At 69.6% G+C, this 24,179-nt stretch carries 21 protein-coding genes, 1 tRNA gene and 1 pseudogene; 12 read left to right on the plus strand and 11 right to left on the minus strand.

All coding sequences use genetic code 11. The annotated features are described in order from the left end of the window. Positions 1-64: 64 nt before the first annotated feature. From V5F75_RS14920 to V5F75_RS14935, 4 genes are all read right to left on the minus strand, one after another. Entirely contained in the window at positions 65-1,420 is a 1,356-nt protein-coding gene (locus V5F75_RS14920) for an amidase (protein WP_394037358.1), read from the minus strand. An 83-nt stretch (positions 1,421-1,503) separates the two neighbouring features. Continuing rightward, positions 1,504-1,884 (minus strand): cupin domain-containing protein, encoded by a 381-nt coding sequence (locus tag V5F75_RS14925; protein ID WP_393988445.1) that lies wholly within the window; start codon positions 1,882-1,884, stop codon positions 1,504-1,506. Between the two features lie 33 nt (positions 1,885-1,917). Continuing rightward, positions 1,918-3,402 carry a 4-hydroxyphenylacetate 3-hydroxylase family protein gene (locus V5F75_RS14930; protein WP_394037325.1) on the minus strand — a complete coding sequence of 495 codons (1,485 nt, stop codon included), beginning with the start codon at positions 3,400-3,402 and terminating at the stop codon, positions 1,918-1,920. 33 nt (positions 3,403-3,435) lie between these two features. Beyond that, positions 3,436-3,951, minus strand: a complete 516-nt coding sequence (locus V5F75_RS14935) for a flavin reductase family protein (RefSeq protein ID WP_394037327.1) — start codon at positions 3,949-3,951, stop codon at positions 3,436-3,438. Between the two features lie 237 nt (positions 3,952-4,188). On the opposite strand from V5F75_RS14935, the gene V5F75_RS14940 reads away from it, so the two are divergent. The 6 genes from V5F75_RS14940 (at position 4,189) to V5F75_RS14965 (ending at position 9,334) form a co-directional block, all read left to right on the plus strand. After that, positions 4,189-5,322 carry a calcium-binding protein gene (locus V5F75_RS14940; RefSeq protein WP_394037329.1) on the plus strand — a complete coding sequence of 378 codons (1,134 nt, stop codon included), beginning with the start codon at positions 4,189-4,191 and terminating at the stop codon, positions 5,320-5,322. A gap of 67 nt (positions 5,323-5,389) precedes the next feature. Further along, positions 5,390-6,043, plus strand: a complete 654-nt coding sequence (locus tag V5F75_RS14945) for a hypothetical protein (protein WP_394037331.1) — start codon at positions 5,390-5,392, stop codon at positions 6,041-6,043. Between the two features lie 14 nt (positions 6,044-6,057). Beyond that, complete coding sequence (locus tag V5F75_RS14950; protein ID WP_394037333.1) at positions 6,058-6,630, plus strand: flavoprotein; 573 nt, start codon at positions 6,058-6,060, stop codon at positions 6,628-6,630. Positions 6,631-6,634: 4 nt separating this feature from the next. Then, a complete protein-coding gene (locus V5F75_RS14955) occupies positions 6,635-8,065 on the plus strand; it encodes a DUF6513 domain-containing protein (protein WP_394037335.1) in 1,431 nt (476 codons plus the stop codon). Further along, the gene (locus tag V5F75_RS14960; protein ID WP_394037336.1) at positions 8,058-8,618 is read left to right on the plus strand and encodes a DUF447 domain-containing protein; all 561 of its coding nucleotides are present in this window, start codon (positions 8,058-8,060) and stop codon (positions 8,616-8,618) included. Before V5F75_RS14955 ends, V5F75_RS14960 begins: the two co-directional genes overlap by 8 nt. After that, on the plus strand, positions 8,615-9,334 hold the full coding sequence (locus V5F75_RS14965) for a (5-formylfuran-3-yl)methyl phosphate synthase (protein WP_394037338.1): 720 nt from the start codon (positions 8,615-8,617) through the stop codon (positions 9,332-9,334). The genes V5F75_RS14960 and V5F75_RS14965 overlap by 4 nt, the downstream gene beginning before the upstream one ends. 694 nt (positions 9,335-10,028) lie before the next feature. On the opposite strand, the gene V5F75_RS14970 is transcribed toward V5F75_RS14965, so the two are convergent. From V5F75_RS14970 to mgtE, 5 genes are all read right to left on the minus strand, one after another. Further along, the gene (locus V5F75_RS14970; RefSeq protein ID WP_394037340.1) at positions 10,029-11,102 is read right to left on the minus strand and encodes an NAD(P)H-dependent flavin oxidoreductase; all 1,074 of its coding nucleotides are present in this window, start codon (positions 11,100-11,102) and stop codon (positions 10,029-10,031) included. Between the two features lie 244 nt (positions 11,103-11,346). Then, positions 11,347-11,727, minus strand: coding sequence for a 4a-hydroxytetrahydrobiopterin dehydratase (locus V5F75_RS14975; protein WP_393988454.1), 381 nt, complete (start codon positions 11,725-11,727; stop codon positions 11,347-11,349). Between the two features lie 72 nt (positions 11,728-11,799). Then, positions 11,800-12,669 (minus strand): bifunctional methylenetetrahydrofolate dehydrogenase/methenyltetrahydrofolate cyclohydrolase FolD, encoded by an 870-nt coding sequence (gene folD / locus V5F75_RS14980; protein WP_393988626.1) that lies wholly within the window; start codon positions 12,667-12,669, stop codon positions 11,800-11,802. Positions 12,670-12,913: 244 nt separating this feature from the next. After that, positions 12,914-15,064, minus strand: a complete 2,151-nt coding sequence (locus V5F75_RS14985; RefSeq protein ID WP_394037342.1) for a putative bifunctional diguanylate cyclase/phosphodiesterase — start codon at positions 15,062-15,064, stop codon at positions 12,914-12,916. Positions 15,065-15,259: 195 nt separating this feature from the next. Further along, positions 15,260-16,675 carry a magnesium transporter gene (gene mgtE, locus V5F75_RS14990; RefSeq protein WP_394037344.1) on the minus strand — a complete coding sequence of 472 codons (1,416 nt, stop codon included), beginning with the start codon at positions 16,673-16,675 and terminating at the stop codon, positions 15,260-15,262. A gap of 245 nt (positions 16,676-16,920) precedes the next feature. On the opposite strand from mgtE, the gene V5F75_RS14995 reads away from it, so the two are divergent. Then, positions 16,921-17,727, plus strand: coding sequence for a polysaccharide deacetylase family protein (locus V5F75_RS14995; protein ID WP_394037346.1), 807 nt, complete (start codon positions 16,921-16,923; stop codon positions 17,725-17,727). 91 nt (positions 17,728-17,818) lie between these two features. On the opposite strand, the gene V5F75_RS15000 is transcribed toward V5F75_RS14995, so the two are convergent. Then, positions 17,819-17,903: transfer RNA gene (locus V5F75_RS15000), tRNA-Leu, on the minus strand. A gap of 308 nt (positions 17,904-18,211) precedes the next feature. On the opposite strand from V5F75_RS15000, the gene lipB reads away from it, so the two are divergent. Continuing rightward, positions 18,212-18,925, plus strand: a complete 714-nt coding sequence (gene lipB, locus V5F75_RS15005; protein WP_394037348.1) for a lipoyl(octanoyl) transferase LipB — start codon at positions 18,212-18,214, stop codon at positions 18,923-18,925. A 261-nt stretch (positions 18,926-19,186) separates the two neighbouring features. Here lipB and gatB read toward each other — a convergent pair whose 3' ends face one another. Continuing rightward, positions 19,187-20,665 (minus strand): Asp-tRNA(Asn)/Glu-tRNA(Gln) amidotransferase subunit GatB, encoded by a 1,479-nt coding sequence (gene gatB / locus V5F75_RS15010; protein WP_394037350.1) that lies wholly within the window; start codon positions 20,663-20,665, stop codon positions 19,187-19,189. A gap of 382 nt (positions 20,666-21,047) precedes the next feature. Here gatB and V5F75_RS15015 point away from each other — a divergent pair, with 382 nt between their 5' ends. The 4 genes and pseudogenes from V5F75_RS15015 (at position 21,048) to V5F75_RS15030 (ending at position 23,713) form a co-directional block, all read left to right on the plus strand. Then, positions 21,048-21,848: an SDR family NAD(P)-dependent oxidoreductase gene (locus tag V5F75_RS15015; protein WP_394037352.1), complete on the plus strand. Its 801-nt coding sequence runs from the start codon at positions 21,048-21,050 to the stop codon at positions 21,846-21,848. Between the two features lie 396 nt (positions 21,849-22,244). Then, positions 22,245-22,898 (plus strand): SUMF1/EgtB/PvdO family nonheme iron enzyme, encoded by a 654-nt coding sequence (locus V5F75_RS15020; RefSeq protein ID WP_509212093.1) that lies wholly within the window; start codon positions 22,245-22,247, stop codon positions 22,896-22,898. A gap of 45 nt (positions 22,899-22,943) precedes the next feature. Further along, a pseudogene (locus V5F75_RS15025) lies at positions 22,944-23,147 on the plus strand (transposase); the annotation flags it as partial. Continuing rightward, on the plus strand, positions 23,126-23,713 hold the full coding sequence (locus V5F75_RS15030; RefSeq protein ID WP_509212174.1) for an IS5 family transposase: 588 nt from the start codon (positions 23,126-23,128) through the stop codon (positions 23,711-23,713). The pseudogene V5F75_RS15025 and the gene V5F75_RS15030, both read left to right, overlap by 22 nt. Positions 23,714-24,179 lie beyond the last annotated feature (466 nt).

Raw genomic sequence — 24,179 nt, forward strand, 5'->3', positions numbered from 1 at the left:
CGGCTCACGCGGTATCGCAGCGAAACCGAGCCGGCGCGGCCGAAGCCACGGCCCGGCCGCGCCCTCAGCCCCGCAGCAGGGCTTCCACGCCGGCGGCGATGGCCAGAAGCTCCGCATCCCGGCCGCCGGCCGCCGCCAGCATGAGCCCCACCGGCGCCCCGCCCGTGCCGGACAGAGGCAGGGAGATGGCGCAGCCGTCGATCATGTTGATGAGGGTCGGGTTCCGCAGGGCCGCGAGATTCGCCTTGCCATAGGCCGCGTCGTCGGTGGCGAGATCGGCGATACGCGGCGGCAGGATGGGCGCGGTGGGCAGCACCAGCGCGTCGAACGGGGCGAGGCGCGCCGTCGCCTGGGCCACCAGCGCATTGCGGGCCGCCACGAGGTCGAGATAGTCGGCGGCCGATTGCTCCGCACCGCGGCGGATGCGCACCGACACCCTGGGATCATAGGCCGCGCCCTTCTCCTCCAGCAGCCGGCGGTGCACCGCATAGCTCTCGGCGGCGGTGAAGCCGCCCTTGGCGTTCATGGGCGCGATATCCGCGAACTCGGGGAAGGGCTCCTCGCGCACCAGCGCGCCCGCCGCCGAGAGGCGGGAGAGGGCGTCGGCGAAGGTCGCGGCCACTTCCGGCTCCAGCCCGTCGAGGGCGACGGTGGCGGGCACCAGCAGCCGCAGGCCCTTCACCTCGCGCGCCATGAGAGGTGCCGGTTCGGCGCCGGAGAGGATGGCATCGAGCGCCGCGCAGCAGGCCACGGAGCGAGCGAGCGGGCCCACGCTGTCCAGCGTGCCGGAAAGCGGGAAGGCGCCCGCGCGCGGCACGCGGCGGGCCGTGGGCTTGAAGCCGGTGATGCCGCAGAAGGCGGCCGGGATGCGGCAGGAGCCGCCGGTGTCGGTGCCGAGCGCGGCATGGGCCATGCCATCGGCCACCGCCACCGCGCCGCCGGAGGAGGAGCCGCCGGAAACGCGGCCCACCGCGCGCTCGAAGGGGCTGCGGGGGTCGCCGTAATGCGGGTTCATGCCGAGGCCGGAATAGGCGAACTCGGTCATGGTGTTGCGGCCGACGATCACGAACCCGGCCCGGCGCAGGCGAGCGACGGCCGGAGCATCCCGCTCAGCCGCCGGGCCATCGGCCAGCACGCGGGAGCCGGCGGCCGTGACCTCGCCGGCGACATCGAACAGGTCCTTCACGGAAATCGGGATGCCGGCGAAGGGCGAAGGGGCGGCGCCAGCCTTGCGCAGGGCGTCCTGCCCGTCGGCGGCGGCGAGCGCCGCCTCGGCATTGACGGAGACGAAGGCGCGGGCGCCCTCCCCTTCCGGCGCCGCGATGCGGGCGAGGCAGGCTTCCGTGAGCGCGCGGGAGGTGGTGCGCCCGGCCGCGAGGTCGGCGGCGAGAGCGGCGAGGGTGGAACGGGGCGAGGACATGAGGGGCAGTGCGGACATGAGGCTACCACAAGAAGAAAGCCCGCCCCGTCAGGGACACGGGGCGGGCGGACCGGACCGAGGGATCAGACCGGATCGTAATAATGGATTTCGAGCAGCATGCAGCCCTTCTCGGACTTGAAGGGCCCGTGGAAGGCGCCCGGCGGGCGCACCGCATAGGTGAAGGGCTGGAACGATTCCCCGCCCTCCCCCTTCTCGTCATTGCCCACCGTGAGGTCGCCGGAGAAGAGGAACACCTCCTCCCAATAGTCATGCACGAAGGGCTTGGTGGTGTAGATGCCAGCATCGAACCGCAGGATGCGCGTGCGCGAGCCCTGCTTGTTCTTCTCGTCCAGCACGCCGGAGAGAATCTTCTGCTGGATGCCGGAGGGATATCCCGGCGGCACTTCCCAGCCGGTCGAAAGATCGACCGTCCTGAACTCGTCGTGGATCTTGTTGATGGCCATGGGGGCAGTCCTGGTTGAAGGTCTTGCCGCGCCTCACTCGGCGGCGCGGGCGGGGGCGGCGGACACCTCGTCGGCGAGGTCATAGCTCGAAAGCACGCGGTCCACGAGGTCGCCGGCCTTGCCCCAGTCGTAGGTGCGGAAGGAGTGGTTCTTCACCACGAAGCTCGCCCCCGCGTAGAACATCTCGTACTGCGCATGGCGCGAGGCGAACTCCGAGCCCACCGCGTCCCAGGCCAGCTTGAAGAACTTCACGCGCTCGTCGGCGCTGGCGGCGGGGGACTGCTGGGTCTTGCGGATGAGGGCCGCCAGCTCCGGGTTCTCATAATCGTGCACCGAGGAGGGCAGCATGATGAGGCCGCCGCCGGCCAGCTCGCGCAGGGTGCCGATGAGCTTGCCGTAGAGCTGCTGCGCCATGGTCTGCGCGGCATAGAGGGTGTGGCGGTCGGGGATGAAATAGGGGCCGTAGTGGGTGCCCTTGGCCTCCATGGCCGCGACGAAGGCATCCACCATGCCCACCTCGGCGGAGAGCTGGCCCAGCGTCTCGCGCACCTGGGGGAAGTTCAGGATGCCGTTCACCTCGGCGATGCGCCGGGCGAGACCGGCCAGGAACCGCACCTTCACCGAGAGGCGGATCTGCGCCTGGTAGTTCTGGTAGACGTGGGCCGGGGTGGCGTGGAACTGCTTGCCCACCATGGCGACGTCATCGACGATGAAGACGCGGTCCCACGGCACCTTCACGTCATCGAAATAAAGCACCGCGTCGTTCTCATCGAAGCGGCTGGCCAGCGGGTTGTCGAACACCGAGGGGGAGGCCGCCTCGTAGGACTTGCGCGAGAGCACCTTCAGGCCCTTCGCATTCATGGGAATGGCGAAGGAGAGCGCATATTTCTCCTCGCCCGGCTGCAGCGGCTGGATGCAGGTGACGAACACCTCGTTCGCCATGATGCCGCCGGTGGCCAGCATCTTGGCGCCGCGCACGGTGATGCCCTCGGCGTCGCGGTCCACGATGGCGGCGGAGAGGAAGGGGTCCGCCTGCTCGGCCGCGTTCTTGGAGCGGTCCGCCTGCGGATTGATGATGACGTAGGTGAGGTAGAGATCGTTGTCGCGGGCGAAGCGGTAATAGTCCGCGAGCGCGCCGGCGCGAGCCTTGTCATAGGCCTCGAACTGGTCGAGCCCCATGTACATGCCGGCGATGCAGGAGGCCACGTGGTCCGGCGCGCGGCCGAGGAAGCCGGCGTGCAGCTCGGTCCAGGCCTCCAGGCCCTTGCGGCGGGTCACCAGGTCTTCATAGCTGGCGGGAAGCTGCCAGATGCGATTGGCGCGGGTACCGGTCTCGGTGGCGAAGGTCATCAGCTCCGCGTTTTCCGGGGCGCTGTGGAAGTCGAACATCTTGGCCACGGAAGCCACCGCGCGCTCATAGGCGGGGTGGGCGGTCACGTCCTTCACCAGCTTGCCGTCAAGGAAGACTTCGCGGCCGTCCCTCAGGCTGGCGGTATGCTCTGCACCGGTCTTGATCATCTGGAAGGTCCTTCGAGTTTCGCCGCAATCGTTTCAGCGCTGCGGCATGTCGGTGGACGCGAGCGCATGATAGCGCCCGCGGAAGAAAAGGAGAGGCGCCTCGCCTGAGGGGGCAGACGCGCGCAGCACGCGGGCGATGAAGATCTCGTGGTCGCCGCCCTCATGGATGGCGTGGGGCACGCATTCGAGGTGCGCGAGCGCGCCGGCGATCAGCGGCACGTCATGGGCGCCCAGGTGGTGGTCCACCGCGTGCCACTTGTCCTCCAGCGCGCGGGCGAAGCGGTCGGAAAGCTCGCGCTGGCCCTCGCCCAGGATGTTGATGCCGAAGCCCCGCGCCGCGCGCATGGCCGGCAGGGAAAGAGCCCGACGGTCCACGGAGAACAGCACCAGGGGCGGATCGAGGGAGACCGAGTTGAAGGAACTCATGGTCATGCCGATGCGCGTGCCGTCGGCGGCGCTGGCGGTCACCACGGCGACGCCGGTGGCGAACTGGCCCAGCACCTGTCGGAAGGTGCGCGAATCCAGAGGAGGAAAGTCGGTCTGCGACATCTCGGGGCTCGCTGGAAGGAGGTGTTATTAGCTTTGTTAGAAAGCTAATACGCCATAGCGACATGATCAAGGGCAAATCGCGCGGTCATTTCCGGCACCCCGCGCGGCAGGAAGCAACCGGGGATTGCATCCCTTACGTCAGCTGATATGTTGGAAAATGAAGCATGAGGCTTCGACGTGCGGTGCCCGGAACGCGGATCATGACGATCCCGGATCGGCGGTGTTCCGAGGCCGGGCATGGACAGGATCAATCCGTTCTTCAGCAGCAGCGCCGCCGAGGCCAGCCTGCGCTACCTCTTCGTCAACCGCTTCACTGAGGACAAGCCCTCGCAGCCGGAGAGAAAAGCCCTGCCGGCGATCACGTCCGGCACGCTGCACACCACGGTCTCCGGCCGCGTACTCGGCGTTGTGCTCGACACGGCAACCGGCGGCAATGTCTTCGTGTTCCCGTCAAACGGCATCGGCATCCAGGCCGGCGACCACGACGACTGGATCTGGACCTTTGACGGCGCCGAGATCAACGCCGGCGGTGGCGATGATTACGTAGCCACCTATTCGCACGCGACGGTTTTCGGCGCGGGCGGAAACGATATCATTGAAACCTATGGCGATGCCTTCGTCTCCGGCGGGGACGGCAATGACTATATCACCACCTACGCCAACTCGACGGTCTTTGGCGGTGACGGCTCGGATGTCATAAGAACCTATCATAATTCAATCGCAGTGGGTGGAGATGGCGATGATTACATCTCCACCAATGCGGACTCCCGCCTTGACGGAGGCAACGGCAACGACAGCCTCCGCGCCTACGAGCGCTCGTTCCTCGATGGCGGCGCCGGCGACGACTTCATGACCGCCTATGACCATTCCACTCTCATCGGCGGGGCGGGGAATGACGTGATCCGGGCCTATGAATACGCCACCATCGATGCCGGAGAGGGCGACGACGCCGTGCACGCAGGAGACAACTCCGTCATCTCCGGAGGCGCCGGAAACGATCAGGTGCTCGCGGGCGCCGGATCCGCGGTTGATGGCGGCGATGGGGACGACACCATCATCGCCGGCGCCGGATCCACCATCACCGGCGGGCGAGGCGACGATCGCATCGGCGTCAGCGGGGCGGGCACGACGGTGAAATTCGCGAAGGGCGACGGGCAGGACATCATCGCCGGCTTCGGCCAAGTGCTCGTGGACATCTCCGGCTATTCGAAGGACGACGTGAGCATCTCCCGCGACGAGCAGGGCCGCACCGTCCTCGCGTTCGGCGGTTCGGCGGACAGGATCGTCATCGACCTCGACGTCGACAGGAAATCGGAAGCGCAGCTCAGGTTCCGGGACGGCTGGATGACCGCGGTCCAGGCCCGCGCTTGACCCAGGGTGGCGGGAACAGCGCGGCCGATCATGTATCATGCCCGCTCTTTCCGAGAGAAAAGCGCGCGTGAGTCTCCCCCTGCCCCACCCCTCCCCGCCCGGCCTGCTCGTGGTGAAGCTCGGCGGCAGCCTGCTGCGCGGGGCGGCGCCGCGGGCGCTGCTCGGCCGCCTTTCGCCCCTGCCCGGCCTGGTGCTGGTGCCCGGCGGCGGCCTGTTTGCGGACGCAGTGCGGGAGGCGCAGCCTCGCCTCGGCTTCGGCGAGGGGGCGGCCCACCGCATGGCGATTCTCGCCATGGAGCAGACCGCTTGCGCGCTCCATGACCTTTCGCCCGCGCTGCGGCCGGCGCGCACCCTGGCCGGGCTTGCGGCCGCCGGCACCGGGGCGGCGCTGTGGTTCCCCGCGGCCGCGCTCATCGGCCATCCCGACATTCCGGAGAGCTGGGACGTCACCTCCGACAGCCTCGCCCTGTGGCTGGCTCGCCGGCTCTCCGCTCCGCGCCTGCTGCTGGTGAAGGCCGAGGGCGCCGCCGTGCCCGCCCCCTCGGGCACCCGCGCGGGGGACCTTGCCGCCTGGAGCACCCTCGGCCTCGTGGATCGCGCGTTCGAGGGCATGGCGCTCGGCTACGAAGGCGATATTGTGCTTGCCGCCGCGGACGATGCGTCCACCCTCGACACCGTCCTTGCCCCATACGAAGCGGCGGGCAGGACCCACGAACCCTGAAGGCCGAAGGCCCGATGAAAAAAGTGACCAATCCCCGCTGGGCCTGGGCCCTGACGGGCTCCGGCCATTTCTTCACGGAGAGCATGGAGATCATCCGCGAGCTGGGAGACGTGGACCTCTTCATCTCCGCCGCCGCCGCCGAGGTGCTGCGCATGTACCGGCAGGACAAGGAGCCGCTGCCGGAAAGCGTGCACATCTACCGCGACGACAGCGCCTCCTCCGCCTCCATCGGCCGCTTCTATCATGGGGAGTACCACACGCTGGTGGTCTCCCCCGCCACCTCCAACACGGTGGCGAAGGCGGTTTACGGCATCTCCGATTCGCTGGTCACCAACTGCTTCGCCCAGGCCGGCAAGTGCCGGGTGCATTGCATCGTCTTCGCCTGCGACACCGCGCCGGAGCTCATCACCGTGGCGCCGGAAGGGCCGGTGCCGGTCTACCCGCGCCGCGTGGACCTGGAAAACACCCGCAAGCTCAGGGAGTTCGAGGCCACCGACGTGGCCGAGAGCCTCGCCGAGCTGCGCACCATCATCGCCGGCCGCCGGGCGGAGCTGGCGGCCGCCGGCGTCATCCCCGCCCGGGGCTGAGGCCATGACGGAGCGGATCGCGCTCATCACCGGCTCCCTGGCCGAGCCCCGCATCGCCCGCATCGCCGAGGCGATCGCGGACGAGGCGCTTCATCCAGTGGTCATCAACATCGGCGTCAAGGTCGCCGCGCTCATGACCGCCGAGATCGTGGAGCGGCGCCTGAAGCTGCCGGAGGGCATCGACCGGGTGGTGATGCCCGGCCGCTTCCGGGGCGACCTCGACCGGCTGGCGGCGCATTTCGGCATTCCCTTCGCGCGCGGGCCGGAGGAAGCGGCGGACATCCCGGACTATTTCGGCCGGGGCAAGGGCGCCGCCGACCTCTCCCGCCAGGAGGTGCTGCTGTTCGCGGAGATCGTGGACGCCACCCGCCTCTCGGTGGCGGGGCTCGTGGAGCGCGCCCGGCGCCTGCGGGCGGACGGCGCCGACGTGATCGACCTCGGCGCCCTGCCGGACGAGCCCTTTCCCCACCTGGAGGAGAGCATCGCGGCGCTCAAGGCCGAGGGGTTCCGGGTGAGCGTCGATTCGTTCGATGTCTCCGAGCTTGCCCGCGCCACCCGCGCGGGGGCGGATTTCCTGCTCAGCCTCAACGAGACCAACCTCGACATAGCGAAGGAAGGCCCCGCCGTGCCGGTGCTGGTGCCGGCCCGGCAGGGGGACCTTTCCTCCCTCATCCGCGCGGTGGAGGCCTGCGAGGCCATGGGCCAGCCCTTCCTAGCCGATCCCATCCTCGATCCCATCCACTTCGGCTTCACCTCCTCCCTCGTGCGCTATGCAGAGCTGCGGCGGCTGAAGCCGGAGATCCCCATCCTCATGGGCATCGGCAACGTCACCGAGCTGACGGACGCCGACACCACAGGCATCAATGCCATTCTCATGGGCGTGATCTCCGAGCTGCGGCTCAATGCGGTTCTGGCGGTGCAGGTGAGCCCCCATTGCCGCACCGCCGTGCGCGAGTTCGACCGGGCGCGGCGGGAGTTCTTCGCCGCCCGCGAGGCGCGCTCCCTGCCCCAGGGCTTCGGCGGCGGGCTGATGGCCCTGCGCGACCGCAAGCCCTACACCACCACCCCGCAGGAGGTGGAGCAGCTCGCGGCCGAGGTGACGGACCGGGCCTTCCGCATCGAGGTGAGCGAGAAGGGCATCCACGCCTATAATCGCGAAGGTCACCATGTGGCCCAGGAGCCTTTCGCCCTCTTCCCCCATCTCAAGGTGGAGGCGGACGGCGCCCACGCCTTCTACCTGGGCGTCGAGACCGCGCGGGCGGAAATCGCCTTCCAGCTCGGCAAGCGCTACGCCCAGGACGAGCCCTTGCGCTGGGGCGTCGCGGGCCAGACGGGCGGCCAGGTGGACGAGGCCCACAAATTGACTTTCAAGGATGCGGGATCGACCCTCTCCGCCAAGAAAAGTGCCGATCGGAAAGGCGAAAAAAGTGATTAGGGAGACCATCGTCACCACGGCCTCGCCGACCGGCGAGCCGCATGTGGCGCCCATGGGGGCGAGCGTGGTGGAAGGCGGCTTTCTGCTGATGCCCTTCCGCCCCTCGCGCACCCTCGACAATCTTATGGCCACCCGCGCCGGCGTGCTCAATTTCACGGACGACGCCCGCGTCTTCGCCGGCTGCGTCACCGGCCTGCACCGCGACTGGCCCACAATTCCCGCCGGCGCGAGCGTGCGCCTCGCAGAGACGCTGGCCCATGCGGAATTCAGGGTGGAGCGGGTGGAGGACGATGCCCAGCGCCCGCGCTTCTTCTGCCGCTTGGTGCGGCAGGAGAGCCACGGCCTGTTCCAGGGCCTCAACCGCGCCGTGGCCGCCTGCGTGGAAGGGGCGGTCCTGGTCTCGCGCCTCCACATGCTGCCCCTCGATCAGGTGGAGCGCGAGATGGCGCACCTTGCCATCGCCGTCGAGAAGACCGCCGGCCCGCGCGAGCGTGAGGCCTGGAGCTGGCTGATGGAGGCGGTGGCCGCGCACCGCACGAAGGTGGCGTCATGAGCATCCCCGGCTTTCTCGCCTCCGTGGCCGATCTCGCAGAGATGGAGCAGGCGCTCGCCTTCGGCGTGGACATCGTGGACCTCAAGAACCCGGCCGAGGGCGCGCTGGGCGCATGGCCCGAGGCGCGGCTGAAGGCGGCCGTGGCGCGCTGGCATGCCGCAGGCACGGGCGCGCGCCTGAGCGCCACCGTGGGCGACCATCCGCTCGACCCCGCGACGCTCGCGGCTGCCGCCGCGCGCACCGCCGCCGCAGGTGTGCCACTGGTGAAGATCGGCTTCGCCTTGCCCCACTCGGGGGCCGAAGCGGCGCTGGCGCCCTGCCTCGCCGCGCTCGCACCCCTCGCGCGCGAAACCCACCTCATCGCCGTGCTGTTCGCGGACCAGGGGCCCGACACCGGCCTCGTCCCCGCCTTCGCGGCGGCGGGCTTCGCGGGCGTGATGCTCGACACCGCGGACAAGACGGCGGGTGGCCTGCGGCGCCACCTCGGCGAGCCGGCCCTCGCCCGCTTCGTCGATCTGGCGCGGGCGAGCGGGCTCATGACCGGCCTCGCGGGCTCGCTCAGGCTGGAGGATGTGCCGCCTCTGGCCGCGCTCCGGCCTGATTACCTCGGCTTCCGCGGCGCCCTGTGCGCCGGCGGGCGCACCGACGCCCTCGACCCGGAGCGCATGGCCGCCGTGGCGCACGCTTTGCGCGCAGGCCACGGCATCGCCGCCTGAGGACGCGGACGAGGCCGGCAGCGCAGATGTGCCGGCGGGCGCATCGAGTCGCCCCCGCCTCGGAGCCCATGGCTACACTTGTGCGCCCTGTGATCGGGGCACAGGACGCCGTGTGAAGGTGCGGACGACGCCGGCCAAGGAGGACGCAGGCCACAGCCGGCCACGCTCCGACCAGGCGATCCCGGCTTCCGGGGCGCACCGGGCGCTGGACGCGGTGCCCTCGAACCGGAGGCCATGGCCGCTGTCACTCCCTGCGATCGGCGGCACGGACCGCCTTTTGAAGGTGCGGACGAAACCGGCGGCGCAGGACCGCGCCGCAACCGGCCGAGATCCGGCCAGACGATCTCGGCTTCTGAATCGAACTGGGCGCTGGGGCGCTGCCCATCCACTCGGAACGCATGCCCCGCAGCTACGCGCTCCGCGATCGGATGACGGAATCCCCGCCTGAGAGCGCGGACGGAAGCCGTGCCACGCGACCTAAGCAACAGCCTGGGCGGCGGGAGCTTACTCTCCGAAGCGGCCGCGCGGGCAGCGCCATGGTTGCCGGTGGGCGCGCACCAGCACGCGGGGCGCCCAACGGCTTCAGGACACGGCGGGGCGGCCGGTCGGGCCACAACCTCGCGCGGGAGCGTACCCCGCGCCTGAGCCGCGCCGGCACCGCCCTATTCCTGCCTGGAGCCCTGCGCCGGGATGCTCAGCGCACGGCCAGGGCGGCGCGGACGGAGGCGTATTCGCGCATGAGCAGGTCGCACAACTCCCCCGCCGGCAGGGCGCGGGCGAGTGGCGCCCCCTGCCCCGCCCATTGGGCGCCGAAGGTGACATCCCCCGCCGTCTTGGCCGCGGCGTTGAGCGCCTTGCCGGCGTCATACGCCACCGGATAGGCCGCACGCGGCGTGTCGAGCCCCGCGGCCAGTGCCGTGAAGCCGTTGGCGAGGCAGCGCGCCGGGCGGCCGGAGATGGCATCCGTCATCACCGTGTGATGCGCGGCATCGCTGAACAGGGCGGCGCGGTGGCCGGCATCGGCGGCGCTCTCCGGGCAGGCGATGAAGGCCGTGCCGAGCTGCACGGCGGTGGCGCCGCAGACCAGCGCGGCCGCGATGCCGCCCCCGGTCATGATGCCGCCGGCGGCGATGACGGGAAGGGAAATCTCCCGCGCCAGCACCTGCACCAGGGCGAGGGTGGAGAGGCGATCGTCGGGCTTCGCGGGATCGAACTGGCCGCGATGGCCGCCCGCCTCGTAGCCCTGGGCCACCACAGCGTCGATTCCCGCCTGCTCCGCCAGCCGCGCCTCCGCGAGGCTGGTGGCGGTGGCGAGGAGCACCACGCCCGCCGCCTTCAGCCGGCCGATCACCTCGGCGGCGGGCAGGCCGAAGTGGAAGCTCACCACCGCCGGGCGCGCATCCAGCAGCATCTCGACCATGGCGGGGTCGGCCAGGAAGCTTCGATAGATCTCGTCGAGCGCCGTCGGCGCGGCGGCGCCGAAGCGGGCGAAGGCAGGCGCCAGGGCCTTCAGCCAGCCCGCCTCGCGGCCCGCGTCGCGCACCGCGGGGGCGTGGCAGAACACGTTGACGTTGAAGGGCCTGTCCGTCAGCGCGCGGGTGGCCGCGATCATCTGCCGGCCGGCCGTGGCATCGACCGCGCCGAGGGCGATGGAGCCGAGCCCGCCGGCCGCCGCCACCGCCGCCGCGAGCGCCGGCGTGGAGGTGCCCGCCATGGGCGCCTGAATGAGCGGGATGGTCAGGCCGAGGCGGTGGAGCAGCGAGGTCATGGAGGGTCTCCCGAGCGTCTGGCCGCCTTTTTACGGCCGCCCGCGCGCGCCGGTCCAGCCTCCCGCCCGTCATCCCCCGCACGGAGGATGCCCGCGACCTCTTCCGGAGAGGGCGGGCGGCGCAACGCGCCCGCCAAACCACCCGAGGGCATTTTCAAGCGAAGCGGATACCGGTTCGCGTGAAGAAAATGCGTGATCTCAAGACTCTGGAGCAGTTGCCGCGAGCCGATGCAAGCGGAAACCCTTAGTCGTACTTGATGTAGGCGAAGCGCAGATCGTGGGCGGGCGTGCCTTCCAGCGGCGCGTCCTCGGCGGCGCCGGGGCGCCACAGCACCACCTCCTCGATCTTCTGGGCGAGGGCGAAGTCGCGCACCGTGATGCCCTTGGCGTCGTGGGACATCAGCCGCACCTCCACCCAGGCATAGGAGGCCGTGATGTCCGGGTGGTGCCACGCCGCCTCGGCGAGGTGGCCCACCGCGTTGATGAGCATCAGCGTGCCCTTCCAGCTGTTGGTGCGGTAGGTGCGGCGGATCCAGCCGTCCTCGTAGCGCCAGTGGGGCAGGTCCGCCTTGAGCCGCTCCTCGATCTCGAGCGGCGTGAACGTCTTCTTGCGATCGATGCTCATGACGAACCTCCCTTCAGACGCCCGCACCGGCTTGTCGAAAGGCCCGTGAGGAAGACTCACGGGCCTTTGGCCTCACAGGCCGTTCTGGCGGCGCGTGGCGGTGAGCGTGTTCTGGAGCAGGCAGGCGATGGTCATGGGGCCCACCCCGCCCGGAACCGGCGTGATGAGCCCGGCGATGCCCTGCGCCTCCGCATAAGCGACATCCCCCACGAGGCGGGTCTTGCCGTCCTCCTTCGGAATGCGGTTGATGCCCACGTCGATCACCGTTGCGCCGGGCTTGATCCAGTCGCCGCGAACCATCTCCGGGCGGCCCACCGCCGCCACCAGAATGTCCGCCTGCCGGCACTCGCCCGGCAAGTCACGGGTGCGCGAATGGGCGATGGTGACCGTGCAGTCCTCCTGCAGCAGAAGCTGGGCCGCCGGCTTGCCGACGATGTTGGAACGCCCCACCACCACCGCCTTGAGGCCGGCGAGCTTGCCCAGGTGGTGCTTCAGCAGCATCACGCAGCCGAGGGGGGTGCAGGGCACCAGCGCATCGAGGCCCACGGCGAGGCGGCCGGCGTTCACCACGTGGAAGCCGTCCACATCCTTGGCGGGGTCGATGGCGGCGAGCACCTTGGTGGAATCGATGTGGCCCGGCAGGGGAAGCTGTACCAGGATGCCGTTGACCGCCGGATCGGCATTCAGCTTGGCCACCAGGGCGAGCAGGTCCGCCTCGGCGGTCTCGGCCGGAAGCTTGTGCTCGAAGGAGGCCATGCCGGCCTCGGCGGTCTGCGCCGCCTTGTTGCGCACATAGACCTGGCTCGCCGGATCCTCGCCCACCAGCACCACCGCGAGGCCGGGCTTGATGCCGCGCGCGCGGCCCAGCTCCGCCACCTCCTCGGCGATGCGGGCGCGCAGGTTGGCGGCGAAGGCTTTTCCATCAATGGGCTTGGTTTCGATCACGGAAGAACATCCCGTCATTGGGCGCCGAAAGGGGCGGACACCGGAGCTGCGGACACGGAAGGGGCATCCCCGGCCCACCACGGACCAACGCGGCGGGCCGGACCATGCGCATGGTTCGCCCGCGTTCTTGGCCGGCCGCCGCGCCGACGCAAGACAAAACCGTCGGCGACCGCCCCGGAAGCGGGTCGGCAGACCTTAAACAGAAAATATTTTTCTTCAAAGGAAATTTCAAAGGCCGGGGTCAGTTCACCGGGTTGAGGCTTCCCGACAGGTCCAGCGCGATGCCGGGCGCCGGCGGCGGCATCTTGTCGGAAGCCACGGCCGCCCCCGAGCGCTGCTGCTCCAGCAGCTTCATCGCCGCCTCCAGCGACAGCGGGGTGGCGAACAGGTAGCCCTGGGCCTGATGGGCGCCGAACGCCCGCAGGAACCGCAGCTGCTCGCGGGTCTCCACGCCCTCGGCGGTCACCGTCACCCCCAGCGAGCGGCCGAGCCGCACCACATATTCCACGATCGAGGCGGCATCCTTCTGCACCCCGAGATTCATGATGAAGGAGCGGTCCACCTTGATCTTGGTGATGGGATAGCGCCGCACGTGCACCAGCGAGGCGTGGCCGGTGCCGAAATCGTCGAGCGCGAGCCGGATGCCCTGTTCCCGCAGCCGGCGCAGCGCATTCGCCGCGCCCGCGCCGGGGTCGATGATGGCGCTTTCGGTGATCTCCAGCTCCAGCCGGTTCGGATCGAGCCCGGTCTCGCGCAGGGTGGCCTGGATGTCATCGGCGATGCCGGCCGTGCGCAGGTTCACGGGCGAGAGGTTCACCGAGATGGTCACGCCGGGCAGGATGCGCGCGTCGGCGCAGGCCCGGCGCAGCACATAGGCGTCGATACGGGTAATGAGGCGCGAGCGCTCCGCGATGGGCACGAACGCGCCCGGCAGCAGGCGCCCGCGGGTCGGGTGGTCCCAGCGCACCAGGGCCTCGAAGCCCACCACCCGCTCGGTCTCCACGTCCACCTGCGGCTGGTAGAGCACCGTCAGCTCGGCCCGCTCCAGCGCCCGCACCAGCTCCTGCTCGGTGGTGCGCAGCCGCAGCTGCTCCTGCTCGAAGGCGGGCTCGAAATCACGGAACAGGCCGCCCCCGTCCGCCTTCGCGCGATAGAGGGCGATGTCGGCGAGGCGCATCAGCTCGTCGCAGGAGAGCGCGTCCTTCGGGGCCCGCGCCGCCCCCATGGAGGCGCTCACCCGCATTTCCAGCGCCTCCACCTGCACGGGAATGCTGAGCACGCCGTAGAGGCTCGCCACCAGGCTGCCGAACTCCGTCTCGTTCTCGTAGCGCGCGAACAGCACGAACTCGTCGCCGCCGACCCGCGCCACCGCGCCCCGCTCGCCGAGGCAGCCGCGCATGCGCCGCCCCACCACCTGGAGCAGGTGATCGCCCACCGCATGGCCGTGGGTGTCGTTGACGGCCTTGAAGTCGTCGAGGTCCACGAACACCACGGCGAGTTGGGCGGCACCCGCCGGCGGGTGCAGCGCCGCGTCGAGCACGCTCGAGAAATGGCTGCGGCTGAGGAGGCCGGTGAGCTGGTCCTGGTTGACCAGCTCGCGCGCCCGCGCCTCGCTCTCCTGCAGCGCCGCCGCCAGCCGCCGCGCCCGCAGCATCATGATGAAGAAGACGAGGCAGAGCGCGAGCGCCACCACCAGCACCAGCGGCATGGCCGCCAGCAGCAGCGCGGAAGCCGGCTGCGCGCTGCGCCAGGCGAGGCGCACCTGGGAGCCGTCAAACAGGTTCGCGAGCTGCAGCTCGCTCTTGCCGGGGCCCGTGGGCCGGTCGGAAAGCGTGATGGCGCCGCCCTCCAGGGCGGCGGAGCGCGCGATCGAGGTGAGGAGCTGCCCGTCCAGCACGTCGGCGCCCACCACCACCAGCGGCTGGGGATGATTCACCGTCTCGTTCTGCGTGCGGAAGACATAGGCGCTGAGGATCACGCCCTCGCCATCGCCGACGGAGAGGCCGTCCTTTTCCCGGTCTGGCCCGCCCTCGTGCAGTTCCTCCAGCAGGCGCCGGATGGCGGGCGCCAGCGCCCGGCCCGCCGGGCCCACGCCCGGCCGCCCGTTCTCCGAGGCGTAAACGGTGTTGCCCTCGGCGTCGGCGACATAGAGATATTCGAGGCCGGCGGCCTCATAGAGGTGCTGCCCGAGCCGCTTGTGCAGGTTGTCGAGGTCGCCCCGCGCGATATGGGCCAGCACCTCGCGCTCCGCCATGGCCGCCGCCATGGCATCCTTCATGGCGCTCGCATGGGCCTGGATGGAGGCGCGCACCGCCTCGCTCTCCCGCGCGGCCACCACGCCGTCGTGGCGCAGCACCGCATAGCCAAGCGCCACCGCCGAAGCGACGAACAACAAAAAAAGCGTCGCCGCCCCAAAGACAAGTGATCGATGCGCGATGGCATCCCTGCGCGGCGGAATGGTGAATCTCCCCCCTCGACCCGGTGCACCCCGCCGAACGCCCCCCGGCCGCAGCGACATGCCCGAGGGGACATCTTCGACAGTTCGGCGAGCGGCGCAAGTGATCCGAAGGTCGGCGCCACAAATTCCTCAGGATCCGGCGAACCACCAAGTGGCCAGCCCCAGGAAGGCGAAGAAGCCCACGCAGTCCGTCACCATGGTGACGAAAACGCCCGAGGCCACGGCGGGATCGAGCTTGAGCCGCGATATGCCGATGGGAATGAGGATGCCGAACAGGCCCGCCGCCGCCATGTTCATCACCAGCGCCGCCGAGATGACGAAGCCCAGGTGCAGGTTGGCGAACCACAGGGCGGCGATGCCGCCCAGCAGGCAGGCGAGCGCCACGCCGTTGAACAGCCCCACCATCAGCTCGCGCGAGACGATGCGGCGCGCGTTGTGGCTGGAGAGGTCCTTGGTGGCGAGGGCGCGCACCGCCACCGTCATGGTCTGGGTGCCGGCATTGCCGCCCATGGAGGCGACGATGGGCATGAGCACCGCCAGCGCCACCATCTTCTCGATGGTGCCCTCGAACAGTGAGATGATGGAGGCCGAGACGAAGGCCGTGCCCAAATTCACCACCAGCCACGGCAGGCGGCTGCGGGCGGTATAGGCGACGGTGTCGGACAATTCCTCGTCGGAGCCCACGCCGGCCAGGGCGCGCAGGTCCTCGTCCGCCTCTTCCTGGATCACGTCCACCACGTCGTCGATGGTCACGACACCCACCAGCCGGCCGGCATCGTCCACCACCGGAGCGGAGACGAGGTTGTAACGCTCGAACGTGCGCGCCACCTCCTCCTGGTCCTCGGAGGCGTTGACCACCTGGGCGTGGGCGGTCTTCACGGCGGTGACGAGCACCTGCCGCTTGGTGCGCAGCAGGCGATCCAGCGACACCGCCCCCACGAGGCGGTAGGCGGGGTCCACCACGAACACCTCGTAGAAGGTCTCCGGCAGGCCCTCGGTCTCGCGCATGTAGTCGATGGTCCGGCCCACGGTCCAGAAGGGCGGCACGGCGATGAACTCGGTCTGCATGCGCCGGCCGGCGCTTTCCTCGGGATAGTCGAGGGAGCGCTGGAGGGCCACGCGCTCGGGCGCCGGCATGTGCTCCAGGATGGCCGCCACGTCTTCCTCGGAGAGGTCCTCCAGGATGTAGACCGCGTCGTCCGAATCGAGGCCGCGCATGCCCCGCGCCACCGTGCGGGGAGAAAGGCCGTGCAGGATCTGCACGCGCACCGTCTCGTCCAGCTCGGTGAGGGCGGTGAAATCGAAATCGTCGCCGAGCAGCTCGATGAGGCGGCGGCGCTCCTCGCCGTCGAGGGCCTCCAGCAGGTCGCCCATGTCCGCTTCGTGAACGGAACGGGTGAGCGCCCGCAGCCGCTCTACGTCGCGCTCGCCGATGGCGGCGACGATCGAATCGCGGAAGGCTTCCGTGATGTTGCCATCCTCGTCGCGCACCGGCGGCAGGTGGTCGGCGCGCTCGGCGTCGGCGGGAATCGTGTCCTCGCGCATGGCTGCTCCCGGTCCGGTCGAAATTGAGGATGGGCGCCGGCCGGCAGGCGGATAAAACCGCCGGCGCGAAGCGCTGCCCTGCCTCTAGAGTGCTGTCACGATTCAGGGAAGCCGCAAACGCGGACGCCATTGCGAAAGCCCTGCGACAAAAGCCGAGCGCGACGCGTTTGCAACACCTTCTTTTCGCCCCTTCGGCCGCCTAAAGCCCCTCGCCCATGCGCGCATCACGGGGGAGAGGCGAAATCATGGTCCATGGATACCGGCGGCTCACGGCGGCCCACGGCATCGCCGGCGCGGCCCTCCTCGCCCTTGCGCTTGCGGCCGGCGCGCGCCCCGCCGCCGCCGAAGGCTGCGGGCCGGACGCACTGGGCACCGCGCGGGTGCTGGAAGTGGACCCCAAGGGCGTGCGGGTGGGCACCAAGTCCTTCCCCGGCACCCTGCCGCTCGCCCCGCGCGAGGTGGTGCTCACCTTCGACGACGGCCCCTGGCCGAAGACCACGCCCGCCATCCTCGACGCGCTGAAGGCCGAATGCGCGCGCGCCACCTTCTTCCTCATCGGCGACAACGCCAAGGCCCGCCCCGCCTTGGTGCGCCGCGAGCTGGCGGAAGGCCACACCGTCGCCCATCATTCCATGACCCACCCGGCGGCGACCCTCGCCAAGCTGCCGTTCGACGCCGCCGTGGCCGAGATCCGCAAGGGCATCGCCGCCGACGAGACCGCGGCCTACGGGGCGAGCGGGGCCGAGCCGCGCGTGCCCTTCTTCCGCTTCCCCGGCTTCGCCTCGACCCCGGAACTGCTGGACTATCTCGACACGTCAGGCATCGCCGTGTTCGGCGCCGACTTCTGGGCCAGCGACTGGAACAGGATGACGCCCGAGGCGGAGCTGGAGCTGGTGCTGAAGCGGCTGGACGCGGCCGGCGGCGGCATCGTGCTGTTCCACGACACCAAGGAGCAGACGGCGGCGATGATCCCCGCCTTCCTGAAGGCGCTGAAGGAACGCGGCTACAAGGTGGTGCACATCGTGCCGGCGCAGCGGCACGCGGCGCGCTGAGGGCCCGGGCCCCTGCCGCAGGGCCAGAAACGAATAAAGGCGGCCGAAGCCGCCTTTATTTCGCACACCGGAGAACCGGATGGCCCATTCCTGGTGCGGACGAGAGGACTCGAACCTCCACGGGTCTCCCCACTAGCACCTCAAGCTAGCGCGTCTACCAATTCCGCCACGACCGCAGTCAGGGATGGCTCCACCGGGGCTCTCGAAGAGGGCCGTGTCCGGCGGGGAGCCATCGTCTAACAGATCGCCTGGGGCGCCACAAGAGCTTCATCGAGCTTCCCATATTCTTCCGCCCCGCCTGTGGATGACGCCTCCGCAAATCCTTGCGGCGCCGTCATCGCGACCGCCCGAAGGCGGCGCGCGCCATCACCGGCCCGGCAGGCGGCGCGGGTTTCGCGGGGGCTTCAGGGCGGAATCAGCCGAGTGGAGCGGAATCGCCGCGAATGCCTCTGGACGCCGCGCCCGGATGGTTTATGCCCTCCCCATGTCCCAGCCCGTGCCACGCGCCACCCTCGATGCGACCTTCCTGCCGAAGGACGGCGCGAATCCTCCGGTCCAATGGATGATCAGCGAGGGCCTCGTGCCCTACGACGCGGCGCTCGCGGCCATGGAGGCGCGGGTGGCGGCCATTGCCGATGGCGAGGCCGGCGAGGCGGTGTGGCTGCTGGAGCATCCCCCGCTCTACACCGCCGGCACCAGCGCCCGGCCGGAGGATCTGGTGGAGGCCCGCTTCCCGGTGTTCGATGCCGGGCGCGGCGGGCAGTTCACCTATCACGGCCCCGGCCAGCGGGTGGCCTATGTGATGCTCGACCTGCACCGCCGCGCGGCCGACGTGCGGCGCTATGTGAGCGCGCTGGAGGCGTGGCTTATCGGCACCCTCTCCGCCTTCAACGTCACCGGCGAGCGGCGGGAGGACCGGGTGGGCGTGTGGGTGCGCCGCCACGGGGACGAGGACAAGATCGCCGCCATCGGCATCCGCGTGCGCCGCTGGGTGACGTTCCACGGCATCTCGCTGAACGTGGAGCCGGACCTCTCGCACTTCGGCGGCATCGTGCCCTGCGGCGTGCGCGAGCACGGGGTAACGAGCCTCGCCGATCTCGGCCTTCCGGTGAGCATGCCGGAGGTGGACGCGGTGCTGCGCGTGGCGTTCGAGGAAGTGTTCGGGCCGACCGTGCCGGCCCCGCCGCCGATCGGCTGACAAGGCGCCGGCCGGGGGAGCGGACGCGCATTCGCTCCGGTCCCGCGGGAAAGGCGCCGCCGGGCACGCGGACAAGGACAGAGCGACGGGCCTTGTCGCGGCCCCGGGAAAACGGGGACAGGGCCGCTGTCCGGCCGCCCTGCCGCGTCAAATCGTCGGCCCCGCCTTTGATCGGCGCCCGAGATGTGCCGCTCAAGCCGCGCGGAGCGGACCCAACGTCCAGAAAAAGGCCCGGGAGCCAAGCTCACGGGCCTTATCGCATCAGATCCCGAGCTTCGCCTTCAGGATGTCGTTCAGCGCCTGCGGGTTGGCCTTGCCGCCGGAGGCCTTCATGGCCTGGCCGACGAACCAGCCGAGCATGGTGGGCTTGGCCTGAACCTGCGCCACCTTGTCCGGGTTCTTGGCGATGATCTCGTCCACCACCTTCTCGATGGCGCCGGTGTCGGTCACCTGCTTCATGCCGCGCTGCTCGACCACCACCTTGGGGTCGCCGCCTTCAGTGAAGATGATCTCGAACAGGTCCTTGGCGATCTTGGAGGAGATGGTCTGCTCCGCGATGAGGTCGAGGATCGCCCCGATCTGGTCCGCCGACACCGGAGAGCTGGAGACGTCCTTGCCCTCCTTGTTCAGGCGGCCGAACAGCTCGTTGATGATGAAGTTGGCGGCCGCCTTGCCGTCGCGGCCCTTGGCGACCTTCTCGAAGAAGTCCGCCGTCTCGCGCTCGGCCACCAGCACGCCGGCGTCGTAGGGCGAGAGGCCGTAGGCGGCGATGAAGCGGGCCTTCTTCTCGTCGGGCAGCTCGGGCAGGTGCCCCTTCAGGTCCTCCACCAACTCGGGCTTGAGGTCCAGCGGCAGCAGGTCGGGATCGGGGAAGTAGCGGTAGTCGTGCGCCTCTTCCTTGGAGCGCATGGAGCGCGTCTCGCCCTTGCCGGGGTCGAACAGGCGCGTCTCCTGGTCGATCTTGCCGCCGTCCTCCAGAATCTCGATCTGCCGGCGGGCCTCCACCTCGATGGCCTGGCCGATGAAGCGGATGGAGTTGACGTTCTTGATCTCGCAGCGGGTGCCCAGCCCCTCGCCGGGCCGGCGGACGGAGACGTTCACGTCGGCGCGCAGGTTGCCCTTCTCCATGTCGCCGTCGCAGGTGCCGAGATAGCGCAGGATGGTGCGCAGCTTGGTCACATAGGCCTTCGCCTCCTCCGACGAGCGCAGGTCGGGCCGGGAGACGATCTCCATCAGCGCCACGCCGGAGCGGTTGAGGTCCACGAACGACTGGGTGGGGGAGAGATCGTGGATGGACTTGCCCGCGTCCTGCTCCAGGTGCAGGCGCTCGATGCCCACCGTGATGCTCTCGCCGTCCGGCAGGTCCACGATCACCGCGCCCTCGCCCACGATGGGGTACTTGAACTGGCTGATCTGGTAGCCCTGCGGCAGGTCGGGATAGAAATAGTTCTTCCGGTCGAACACCGAGTGCAGGTTGATCTGCGCCTTCAGGCCGAGGCCGGTGCGCACGGCCTGGGCCACGCACTCCTTGTTGATGACCGGCAGCATGCCCGGCATGGCCGCGTCCACCAGCGAGACGTGGTCGTTCGGCTCGCCGCCGAAGGCGGTGGAGGCGCCGGAGAAAAGCTTGGCGTTGGAAGCGACCTGGGCATGTACCTCCATGCCGATCACCACCTCCCAGTCGCCGGTGGCGCCGGGAATGAGCTTCTTGGCGTCGGCGGGGCGCGTGTGAACCGTCATCGTCGTCCTAGTCCATATGGCGGCAGTGCCGCATTCGTCTTGTGTTCACCTACTCCGCGAGAGCGCGTCGTGGCAACCATCGCGAGGGCCCGGCCCCTTTCCCCTCGGGCTTCCGGAAGCGCGGAACAGCCACTGCGGGCCACGCCTTCCGCCATGGCGCGCGATGCCGGGCAGCCGGCGCCATGCTAGAGAATGCAGAATAGCCCGCGCGGCGCGATTCCCGCGCCCGCCGCGCCCCTTCCGGATCTCAGAGAGCCGAGCGGAGCCCCGAGATGCCAGCCCGCGCTCCCGCGCCAAACGGCCCCCGCCGCAAGCCGGCCCGCCACTACGCGAGGCCCGGATGCCGGTGGTCCGCGCGCCGCGCAGGGGGAGACGGGACGCCATGACGCAGCACGCGGCGGCAGCCCCCCGCCATGTGGTCGTCACCGGCGCATCCGGTGGCCTCGGCGCCGCGTTCGCGCGGCACTATGCGGCGCCGGGCGTGTGCCTGCTGCTGGTGGCGCGCGACGCGGCGCGGCTCGACGCCGTCGCGCGCGAATGCGCGGCCCGCGGCGCGGTTGCGGACATCCTCGCCCACGATGTGCGCGACGCCGCGGGCCTCGCCGCCGCCCTCGCGGCGCGGGATGCCGCGCAGCCGGTGGACCTGGTGGTGGCCAATGCGGGGGTGGAGGCGAGCATCGGCCCCGATGGCGCGCCCGAGCCGCTGGAGGCGGTGCTGGCGCAAATCGAGACCAACCTTTCCGGCGCCCTGGCGAGCGTGGTGCCGCTGCTGCCCGCCATGCAGGCGCGCCGACGCGGGGCGATCATCCTGGTCTCGTCCCTCGCCGCGCTCGATCCGCTTCCCGACCAGCCCGCCTACGGCGCCAGCAAGGCCGGCCTGCTCGCCTGGGGCGAGGCGGCCCGCCCGTGGCTGCGGCGCTTCGGCATCACCCTCACCGTCGCCTGCCCCGGCTACATCGCCACCGGCATGGCGGAGCGCTACGACGGCTGGCGCCCGCTGGAATGGAGCGCGGAGAAGGCCGCGCGCCACATCGCCCGCGCCGCGGCGCGCGGCCGCGCGCGGGTGGATTTCCCCTGGCCGCTGGTGGCGCTGATCCGCCTGGGCCGGCTGGCGCCGCGCCCCCTGCGGGACGCGGTGCGCGATCTCCTGTTCCGCGCCCGCGTGGACACCGGCGGGCCCTGACAGGGCCTTGGGGGAACTTGTCACGACTTCCCACCGCTCGTCGACCCTGCCATGGTCACCTGCCTCCCGTGGCGACCACAGCTCAGACGGCCCAAGTGCAGAGGCAAAAGACCAGTGGCAGGCTTCACTCTGATGCCGCACGGCCAGAATGGCGACGACATCGCCTTCGATTCTGTACAGAGCGGCATACCCGCACGCCTGGGAAATCGGATCACAGGCCAAGAGGCAAGCGTCGAGAGCTGGATCATCTTCAGCAACCACCAGCGGCCTCACACCGCCCATGGCGGACAACCGCCCGCCGTGGTCTATTTCAGCGCAACCGAATCCGACCAGCATGTACAGACAGTAGCTTAAATCAGCCGGAAACCTGTCCAGGGTTCGGGGAGCAGCTCAGTCATGGACGAATTTTCAAGATCGCTGGCGCTCAGGATGATGAGCGTTCCGGCCGGTAGCGTGAAGTTAAGAGACGATCGAACCCAACTTCAGTGGGTCGTCGAACTGCGGCCGTTCGATATCGCTGCGGCCCCGGTGACTCAGGCTCTCTTTGCGGCGGTCACCGGCATGTCGCCTTCCGCATGCGCAGGCGCCGATTGCCCAGTCGATTGCGTCTCCTGGATCGATGCCGTCACGTTCTGCAATCAGTTATCTGAATACAAGCGGCGCACACCAGCGTATCGGCTCCATGAGGATCGTGAAGGGGCAGATCTGGTGAACGAAGCCGACGGCTATAGGCTGCCGACCGAGGCTGAGTGGGAGTACTCCTGCCGTGGAGGGACTGTTGGCCCCCGATACGGCGACCTCCATGACATCGCTTGGTTCGCTGAAAACTCGGGAGGAAGATCCCAACCAGTGGGTAGCAAGCAACCCAATCCCTGGGGTCTTTACGACATGCTCGGAAACGTATGGGAATGGTGCTCCGACCAATATGATCCTCTTACCTATGGCTCCTATCGAATATTCCGCGGAGGTGGATGGGCGGACGAGGCTAGGCGGTGTGGACGGATTTGGCGGGGTCGAAGCGGGGGGATTCCCTTCCGGCTGTTTCGGTGATTCATAGAGGGTCGGCTTTTGGCGAGGTCGACCATGCTGACGCGGATGACGGACGAGGATTGGGCGGTGGCGCTGGATGTGTTCCACGCCTGCCGCTCGCGGCGGGGCGACAAGGGGCGAGACGACCGCAAGTTCCTCGAAGCCATGCACTATTTCACCGTGCACAACATCTCCTGGCGGGCGCTGCCGGCGGAGTTCGGGTCCTGGAACAGCGTCTGGAAACGGTTCTGGCGGCTGCGCCAGGCCGGCGTGTTCGAGCTGTTCTTCGAAACGCTGGCTTCGCTCAGCCGCACCGCGCATCTGGTTCAGATGTTCGATTCCACCGTGGTGCGTGCCCACGTCTCCGCCGCCGGGGCAAAAGGGGGCAGCAAGGCCACGCCCTCGGGCGCTCACGCGGCGGCTTCTCCACTAAGATCCACCTCAAGAGTGACTTCGAGGGCCACCCGATCGCCTTCCACCTGACCGGCGGCGAGGCCGGCGACAGCCCGCTGTTCAAGCTGCTGCTGGATCTTGGTCCCGATGTGAAGCCCCGCGCGGCGCTCGCCGACAAGGGCTATGACGCCAAGGCCAACCGGGCGCTGGCCCGAGCGCGCGGCATCGCGCCCGCCATCCCGTTCAAATCCAACGCGAAGGATCGTCCCGCCTTCTTCCCGAAGGCGCTCTACAAGGGCCGGGCCCGCATCGAGCAGTGCTTCGGAAAGCTCAAGCGTTTCAAGCGCGTCGCCCTGCGCTGCGAGAAGACAGAGCGCGGCTTCGCCGCAATCGTCGCGCTCGCCTTCTCATTCATCCTCATCAAATCCGTCCACACCGCCTAGAGGTTGCCTGGCAACAAACCGCCGTCGGAGCCACCCGACGTTCCGGATCGATGATCTGGGATTTCGTCTGTGTGCAAATGGCAAATGACGGAAAACTCCGAGAGGGAGCCCGGCCCTGCCGCGTGGACCGGACGGCGCCCGATGAGAGATCGCAGGGCCCTTTCCCCGTGCCTTCCGCCCGAGGATCGGTCGCACCGGCATTTCGGGCCGGAGCACGGTGTCTTCAGGGCGACCGCCTTCGTCCCTCTAGGGCGCCTTGAGGGCGCCTTCGAGGGCGGGGCTTTTGCGGGCCATTCGCGCCCGCCCTTATAGGGGAATGCACGGATGAGCCCCCGCCGGTTCGCAGCGGCCATGGGCTGCGCATCCCGGAGGAAGCGACATCCGCTGCCGCCACGGAATATCCGTATGGGCTTCGCGCGCGCGGCACGGTAGTGAATGCCTTCGGTGGAGAGTCGTCCGTAGCGGC

Source organism: Xanthobacter albus, from assembly GCF_043194895.2.
Taxonomy (GTDB): domain Bacteria; phylum Pseudomonadota; class Alphaproteobacteria; order Rhizobiales; family Xanthobacteraceae; genus Xanthobacter.

Bases quoted from the DNA above. Each gene is read 5' to 3' on its own strand.
- V5F75_RS14920 (WP_394037358.1), bottom strand. From the start codon at position 1,420: ATGTCCTCGCCCCGTTCCACCCTCGCCGCTCTCGCCGCCGACCTCGCG.
- V5F75_RS14925 (WP_393988445.1), bottom strand. From the start codon at position 1,884: ATGGCCATCAACAAGATCCACGACGAGTTCAGGACGGTCGATCTTTCG.
- V5F75_RS14930 (WP_394037325.1), bottom strand. From the start codon at position 3,402: ATGATCAAGACCGGTGCAGAGCATACCGCCAGCCTGAGGGACGGCCGC.
- V5F75_RS14935 (WP_394037327.1), bottom strand. From the start codon at position 3,951: ATGTCGCAGACCGACTTTCCTCCTCTGGATTCGCGCACCTTCCGACAG.
- V5F75_RS14940 (WP_394037329.1), top strand. From the start codon at position 4,189: ATGGACAGGATCAATCCGTTCTTCAGCAGCAGCGCCGCCGAGGCCAGC.
- V5F75_RS14950 (WP_394037333.1), top strand. From the start codon at position 6,058: ATGAAAAAAGTGACCAATCCCCGCTGGGCCTGGGCCCTGACGGGCTCC.
- V5F75_RS14955 (WP_394037335.1), top strand. From the start codon at position 6,635: ATGACGGAGCGGATCGCGCTCATCACCGGCTCCCTGGCCGAGCCCCGC.
- V5F75_RS14965 (WP_394037338.1), top strand. From the start codon at position 8,615: ATGAGCATCCCCGGCTTTCTCGCCTCCGTGGCCGATCTCGCAGAGATG.
- V5F75_RS14970 (WP_394037340.1), bottom strand. From the start codon at position 11,102: ATGACCTCGCTGCTCCACCGCCTCGGCCTGACCATCCCGCTCATTCAG.
- V5F75_RS14975 (WP_393988454.1), bottom strand. From the start codon at position 11,727: ATGAGCATCGATCGCAAGAAGACGTTCACGCCGCTCGAGATCGAGGAG.
- mgtE (WP_394037344.1), bottom strand. From the start codon at position 16,675: ATGCGCGAGGACACGATTCCCGCCGACGCCGAGCGCGCCGACCACCTG.
- V5F75_RS14995 (WP_394037346.1), top strand. From the start codon at position 16,921: ATGGTCCATGGATACCGGCGGCTCACGGCGGCCCACGGCATCGCCGGC.
- lipB (WP_394037348.1), top strand. From the start codon at position 18,212: ATGTCCCAGCCCGTGCCACGCGCCACCCTCGATGCGACCTTCCTGCCG.
- gatB (WP_394037350.1), bottom strand. From the start codon at position 20,665: ATGACGGTTCACACGCGCCCCGCCGACGCCAAGAAGCTCATTCCCGGC.
- V5F75_RS15015 (WP_394037352.1), top strand. From the start codon at position 21,048: ATGACGCAGCACGCGGCGGCAGCCCCCCGCCATGTGGTCGTCACCGGC.
- V5F75_RS15020 (WP_509212093.1), top strand. From the start codon at position 22,245: ATGGACGAATTTTCAAGATCGCTGGCGCTCAGGATGATGAGCGTTCCG.